9 protein-coding genes and 1 tRNA gene are annotated in these 5821 nt (G+C 46.8%); 4 read left to right on the top strand and 6 right to left on the bottom strand.

Features of this window, described 5'->3' with window-relative positions:
• Positions 1 to 144: 144 nt before the first annotated feature.
• The 6 genes from QUA16_RS34365 to yqeK all read right to left on the bottom strand — a co-directional run bounded on the left by QUA16_RS34365 (position 145) and on the right by yqeK (position 3350).
• Positions 145 to 221: transfer RNA gene (locus tag QUA16_RS34365), tRNA-Met, on the bottom strand.
• Positions 222 to 341: 120 nt separating this feature from the next.
• Positions 342 to 1295 (bottom strand): asparaginase, encoded by a 954-nt coding sequence (locus tag QUA16_RS34370; protein ID WP_333109069.1) that lies wholly within the window; start codon positions 1293 to 1295, stop codon positions 342 to 344.
• Between the two features lie 14 nt (positions 1296 to 1309).
• Positions 1310 to 1486: a hypothetical protein gene (locus QUA16_RS34375; protein WP_333109067.1), complete on the bottom strand. Its 177-nt coding sequence runs from the start codon at positions 1484 to 1486 to the stop codon at positions 1310 to 1312.
• 159 nt (positions 1487 to 1645) lie between these two features.
• The gene (locus QUA16_RS34380; protein WP_333109065.1) at positions 1646 to 2155 is read right to left on the bottom strand and encodes a CGLD27 family protein; all 510 of its coding nucleotides are present in this window, start codon (positions 2153 to 2155) and stop codon (positions 1646 to 1648) included.
• A gap of 2 nt (positions 2156 to 2157) precedes the next feature.
• A complete protein-coding gene (gene rsfS / locus QUA16_RS34385; RefSeq protein WP_333109063.1) occupies positions 2158 to 2577 on the bottom strand; it encodes a ribosome silencing factor in 420 nt (139 codons plus the stop codon).
• Positions 2578 to 2714: 137 nt separating this feature from the next.
• Positions 2715 to 3350 (bottom strand): bis(5'-nucleosyl)-tetraphosphatase (symmetrical) YqeK, encoded by a 636-nt coding sequence (yqeK, locus tag QUA16_RS34390; RefSeq protein WP_333109061.1) that lies wholly within the window; start codon positions 3348 to 3350, stop codon positions 2715 to 2717.
• A 203-nt stretch (positions 3351 to 3553) separates the two neighbouring features.
• Between yqeK and QUA16_RS34395 the strand changes: the two genes are divergently transcribed.
• The 4 genes from QUA16_RS34395 to QUA16_RS34410 all read left to right on the top strand — a co-directional run bounded on the left by QUA16_RS34395 (position 3554) and on the right by QUA16_RS34410 (position 5653).
• On the top strand, positions 3554 to 3790 hold the full coding sequence (locus QUA16_RS34395) for a BrnT family toxin (protein WP_333109060.1): 237 nt from the start codon (positions 3554 to 3556) through the stop codon (positions 3788 to 3790).
• Positions 3791 to 3792: 2 nt separating this feature from the next.
• The gene (locus QUA16_RS34400; RefSeq protein ID WP_333109058.1) at positions 3793 to 4068 is read left to right on the top strand and encodes a BrnA antitoxin family protein; all 276 of its coding nucleotides are present in this window, start codon (positions 3793 to 3795) and stop codon (positions 4066 to 4068) included.
• Entirely contained in the window at positions 4068 to 4274 is a 207-nt protein-coding gene (locus QUA16_RS34405; protein ID WP_333109055.1) for a hypothetical protein, read from the top strand. The genes QUA16_RS34400 and QUA16_RS34405 overlap by 1 nt, the downstream gene beginning before the upstream one ends.
• A gap of 314 nt (positions 4275 to 4588) precedes the next feature.
• A complete protein-coding gene (locus tag QUA16_RS34410; protein ID WP_333109053.1) occupies positions 4589 to 5653 on the top strand; it encodes an IS4 family transposase in 1065 nt (354 codons plus the stop codon).
• Positions 5654 to 5821 lie beyond the last annotated feature (168 nt).

Raw genomic sequence — 5821 nt, forward strand, 5'->3', positions numbered from 1 at the left:
GGGAAGTGGATTTGAACCACTGACCTTCGGGTTATGAGCCCGACGAGCTACCAGGCTGCTCTATCCCGCGTCGCTTTGTCTCTCTTTAGTGGTTTCCAAAAACAAAACCCTGAAACCTTAACGATTACAGGGTTCGCTTGAATTTGGTGGCGGGAAGTGGATTTGAACCACTGACCTTCGGGTTATGAGCCCGACGAGCTACCAGGCTGCTCTATCCCGCGTCGCTTTTTGTCTCTCTACTAATATAACCATATCTTTCTGAAAATTGCAACCCCTAAATCCAAAAAACTTTTTAGATTGTGGGAGGGGTTGCTGAAATCGGCGATCGAGACTCGATCGCCCTAAAGCATCGAAACTTCCCCGATTACCTCCAAGCGCTTGAACTCGCTGAGAGTCAGGTAAGTCTCCGAAAGAGTTTCGGCGATCGTCGGAGTAATCCACCCCAACTGCTTGAGCAAGTGAATCGCCACAGCAAATTGAGCACGCTTTCCTCCATCGGTCACCTTAATTGCCAAGCCCATGCCTTCGCCCACGCGGCCAATGCACTGCACCCCTTCGGCGCCGGACTTGCTCACCAATTCCCCTTGAGTCAAGCGCATCAGTTCCGTGTCAAATTTGCCCTCACCGGCAACCATCATCGGGTGATGAGTCATAGCGCGGACAATCCGCTCCATATCCACATTGTTGCCGGAGGCTAACTGAGCGTACAAAGAGGCCATTTGCCCCAACTGCAACAGATAAGTAGGAGCGCCGCAGTCGTCGCGAGCGCTGATAAACTCTTCGGCAGGCATTGCCAGTAAGTCAGCCACTTTGCCCAAAATAAGCTGCTGGACAGGATGTTTGCGGCGTAAATAAGTGTCCAGAGGCCAGTGCAGTTGCTGGCAGACAGCCAGCATTCCGGCGTGTTTGCCGGAGCAGTTGTATTGCAGGGCGCTCTTTTTGCCTTCGGGAATGGGGCATTGAAGTTTAGAGGGGTCAATGTCGCAGCGCCACAGGACGTTAAATACCTGGCGCGATTGCTCGATCGTACCTTGATGGGAACTGCAAATAATCGCTAAATCTCGATCGGTCAATTCGTAGCGTTCTAAAGTGCCAGTCCCCGTCACAGCCAAAGCTTGAAAAGGCTTGAGTGAAGAACGGACAAATGTGGCCGTTTCCGAGTTACCGGCAACAGACAGAACGCGCCCGCGCTTGTCGGAGACAGCCGCCTGGGCGCGGTGCCTCGATTCCACAATACCTTCGCGCAGCAGTGTGACTTCCAGTTCTGGAGCTTGGGTTCGTTTTCCCCTTGTCATATCAATTTTAGATTTTAGATTTTAGATTTTAGATTGGGGCCGGTGGAAGTTATATCAATTCCGGTTGCACTCCTCATGATGTTGACTGTTGACTGTTGACTGTTGACTGTTGACTGTTGACTGTTGACTGTTGACTGGGAATCGAACAACTGAAAATTGCGCCGAGATAGGTGGCGACTTGTAACAATCATTCATGAATTGCCCTCTAATTTATCACCTGACGATGCAGCCGGAAACGATATTATGAGTTGCGAGTTGTAATTTATGAATGGCGAGTTGTGAAGTTAATCTTTTGGCGAGCGTTTCTAACTCAAAACTCAAAAGTCAAAACTCCCCTGTCCCGTTCCCGATTACAAACAGCTCCAAATTAGTCCCCCGGCTACCAGCAATACTGTCAAACCATAAAATGTCTGCCGCAGACGCCTAAGAATTGGTTCTAGCTGGTAGTTGACAATCAACTGGTCTTGAAGCAAAACTTCGGGAGTTTTAGGCCAAGATTGACAATCGTACCAGCCAGACTCTTCGTAGACGACCGTGGGATTTGAAAGGCGCGATCGCACGTAGAACCAACCCAAGTAGAGCCGCAGCAAAGCTAATCCTAGAATAAAACCGGCACCTGCGGCACCGCACAGGACAAACTGAGCTGGATACTTGAGGGGAGCAAAGCTAGAAGCAGCTATCGGCACCGATACCAAGCAACTCCAAGCCCACACCCAAGCTAGTTTTGCCAGGTATCCGGGCCAATTGAGTGTTACCCAGCTAAAAAACCAGGATTCTTTAAGTTCTTGGTATTCATTTATCGGTCGCTGTTCTTGCGGAACGGGACAAATAGAAGCTGAAACGTTTTTCACATTAGCCATCCTCACGGCGTGGGGGAAAAGTCAATGCGTTCGGCGTGTCCCCAGAACGCTTCTAAATTGTAGAACTCGCGCTCTTGAGGCTTCAAAATGTGAATGATCGCGTCGCCGTAGTCCATGACGACCCAACTAGCGTCTGATAGCCCTTGTGTACGCAGTGGCAAGCGTTGCCACTCTTCTTCAACTTGGTCTGCTATCGCTTGGGAGATGGCGCGTACCTGCACGTTGGAAAATCCGGTGACGATCGCAAAGTAGTCTGCCAAAAAGCATACTTCTGACACGCGGAGCAATACAATATCTACTGCTTTGCGGTCATCGGCTGCTTGGGCAACGGTCATGATCAGGCCGCGAGCTTCGTCTGGGGAGGTGCCGTCGGTTGCTGTAGACTGAGCCCTGGAGTATTCGAGTTGGGTTAGATCAGACATTAAGTGTTTAATTTCCTAATTGATAGGGTAAGGGGGAATCGGTGCGTTTTCGCGATCGGTTGTTGGCAGTTTGAGACGGGAAATAGGAGTTAGGTTGAAGCTAAAAGTAAGAACAGGATTGCTGATAAATTTTACTTTTAACTTGTGATTTGTTCGATCGACTTCTGGGTCGAATTTCCTGTTTCCGGCGATTCGCGGGCCATTTGCAGCGCCCAATTCCGCGTCAGTACGGTGCGGGGGTGGATGTAGCAGCGAGTTTCTAGCAAATATTTCAGAGAATAATCGCTAGTTTGCCACACGGCTGCATAAAGATTTTGCCAGCTTACCTCGCGCAGTGCTTCTAGTTGGGCTGTGTTGCCGCGGCTTGGCTCTATGGTATCTGCTATGAATACGGTACAACTGAGCTGGCTCATGCTTGGTCTGCCGAGGGTGTGATTGGCGATGGCGTCCAAAATTTCTCGATCGACCACCCCGAATTCGTCTCTGGCGACGATCGCGCTGGCGTCTGCGTGCAGCAAATGCGGGTGTGCTTCCAACACTGAGTCTAACTCTAAACCTTCCTTCTGGGCCATTTGCAGCAGCAGTGGAGGTTTGAAGTATTTTGCCAAATCGTGCAACAAACCGGCCGATCGGGCTTTTGCTTCGTCGAGGCCGTAATGGCGAGCCAAGTCACCTGCTACTTGTTCGACTCCGAGGATATGTTTGATGCGGGCAGCAGGAACGCGCTCAGAGAGCCAAGCTAGGACGATTTCGCGCGCTGGTGCAAGTGTCAAATATTAACTCCAAAATTGTATGAGCTACTATTTTAGCGTTTTGTTTTAATGGACTGCGGTGTCGGGCACACAGGGGTGTGGTGATATCTGGGATGGGGAGGGGCGAAGGGGGCGATCGGCTTTAGCTGAACAATCCAAATATCTGTTAAACTGAGTGGCTGTAACGACAAATTGTAGTTACCATATCTAGTGAGAATCCAGGTATGGAATTTGAGTGGGATGAGGCTAAACGTCTTACCAACCTTAGCAAACATGGAATTGACTTTATCGACGTTCCATTAGTTTTTGATGGAGAAATCGTTAAGGTTGAGGACGAACGATTCAGTTATGGGGAGGAGAGGTTTGTGACTTTTGGTTTGTTGCAAGGGCGAGTAGTCGCTATTGTCCATACAGAACGAGAGGAATATACCCGCATTATTTCCGCGCTTAAAAGCAACTAAATATGAACAACGAATTTACTTCGAGCAAATCTCAAACTGATTGGGAACGCCTAGATGCCATGACTGATGAAGATATTGATTTCTCTGATTGCCCTGAAATTACGCATGAAATGTTTGCTAAAGCCGTAGTTCAGCGAGGCTTGCCCAATCCTAAGACTAAAGCTCAAGTTACCTTACGCATTGACAGTGATGTTTTGGAGTGGTTTAAATCTCAAGGTCGTGGTTATCAAACCCAGATCAACTCCTTACTAAGAGAATACATGAAAGCCCATCAATAATGGATTTGCTATTTTTTGTAATTATTTCATTTATTCTACTTTTAGTCAGTGCCATCCAAGGTTATTTTATAGTTGCTCCACTTCTGGCTTCGATGGCAATTTTGATTGCCGTTTTGCTGAAAAGGGGATTTTCGCTAAAAAGCTTAATCGAAATGGCTGTTATTGGCAGTCAAAAACCTTTATCAGTTATCGCTATTTTACTTTGAATCGGGCCAGTAATGGCTGTCTGGAAGGCTGCGGGTACAGTTCCGGTACTGGTATATTCGGGAATTAAATCGATCGATCCTCAGTCTTTCATTTTTTGGGCGTTTATCTTAACGAGTGTTCGTTCTGTAGTGCTCGGAACATCTTTTGCCACTGTAAGCAGGGGCGGTTTCAAGCGCTTAGGATCGCGAATTAAATAACTTACCTGGGGGGGTGACAACCAGCCTGAAACCCAGAGGTGGTGAGGATTGAGCCAATCCGCTGCTCAAAAAAGATAGGCAGCATAATTGTTACACGCTTGCCTATCCCAAAAATAATGATACCAACATTTTACCAGACTCATTTAAAAAAACAACTGACATCAGCTCAGTTTCTTGTAATGACAACTTTGCCCAGGGTGATGCAATCAGAAAAACAAGTGAGATTAGAACGACTGGCACCGGTATTCCCTTATCCAATTACAACGGAAAGTCGGCGCAGAAAACTACAAATATTTCTGGATTTACCCAATTTAACTATCTCATTAATTTGGTTCCCATTAATTACTTATTGGTTGACCACTTATTGCCCCATTGGTACTCGTTTATCAAGATCCATCGACCGCAGTCAATGGGGGTGCATAAATCTCTTTATGGTTAGCCTGATCTGGGAGCGAAGAGCAATTCCATTATACTGGTCACTGTTGCCCAAATTGGGAAACAGTACCTTCGAGTCACAGACTACCAATTTACAGCAAGTTTTACCATTATTTTCAGAATATAAACTCATCGTTTTAGGAGACCGTGAATTTTGTTCTGTTGATTTGGCAAACTGGCTTAAGGAAAAGGGTGTGTCTTTTTGCTTAAGACTGAAAAAGAATCTGTGTATCGAAACAGAACATTTAGTTTGGCAACGGTTGGATGAATTAGGAATAGTACCCGGAACTTGTTTGTATGTTCAAGGGAAAAGAGTGAGGAAAACTCTACCTACTACCGGGTTTGAGCTTGCTTGTAAGTGGAAAAGGAACTATGGGAAATATCAAGTTAAAGAAGCCGGGTTTATTCTCACGGACTTAGGCTCATTGCGAGCAGCGCTCAATGCTTATAAGCAGCGGATGGGCATTGAAGAAATGTTCCGAGACTGTAAAACAGGAGGCTACGAGCTTGAAGGAACAAGCCTCAAAGGGAACCGACTTATTAACATGATTCTGCTCATGACACTGGCGTACACTTGGGCAATATTTCAAGGTACTGAACTGAAGAAAAAGCAGGTACAAAAATATGTATCTCGTCGCAAAGAACCCAAGAAGAAATATCGCAGACGGAGTACATTTGGTGTTGGATTAGATGGAGAAAAGTGGGTTAATTATCTAGAACAATATTCTTTGGAGGTGGAACAGTAAACGCCAGTTAACTCCTTCTAAACGCCGCTTTTATCAACAAGGTAGGCGGGCTGCAACCCTTATACAGTCTATCTCGTAGACCTCTTTGTCACCCCCCCCAGATAACTTACAATTTTAATTGTTATTGTGGGATGGGCGTCCCGCCCGTCCTTTTTGGACGGGCGGGAC

Origin of the sequence: Microcoleus sp. S13_C3 (assembly GCF_036700905.1) — a bacterium.
Lineage (GTDB): Bacteria > Cyanobacteriota > Cyanobacteriia > Cyanobacteriales > Microcoleaceae > Microcoleus.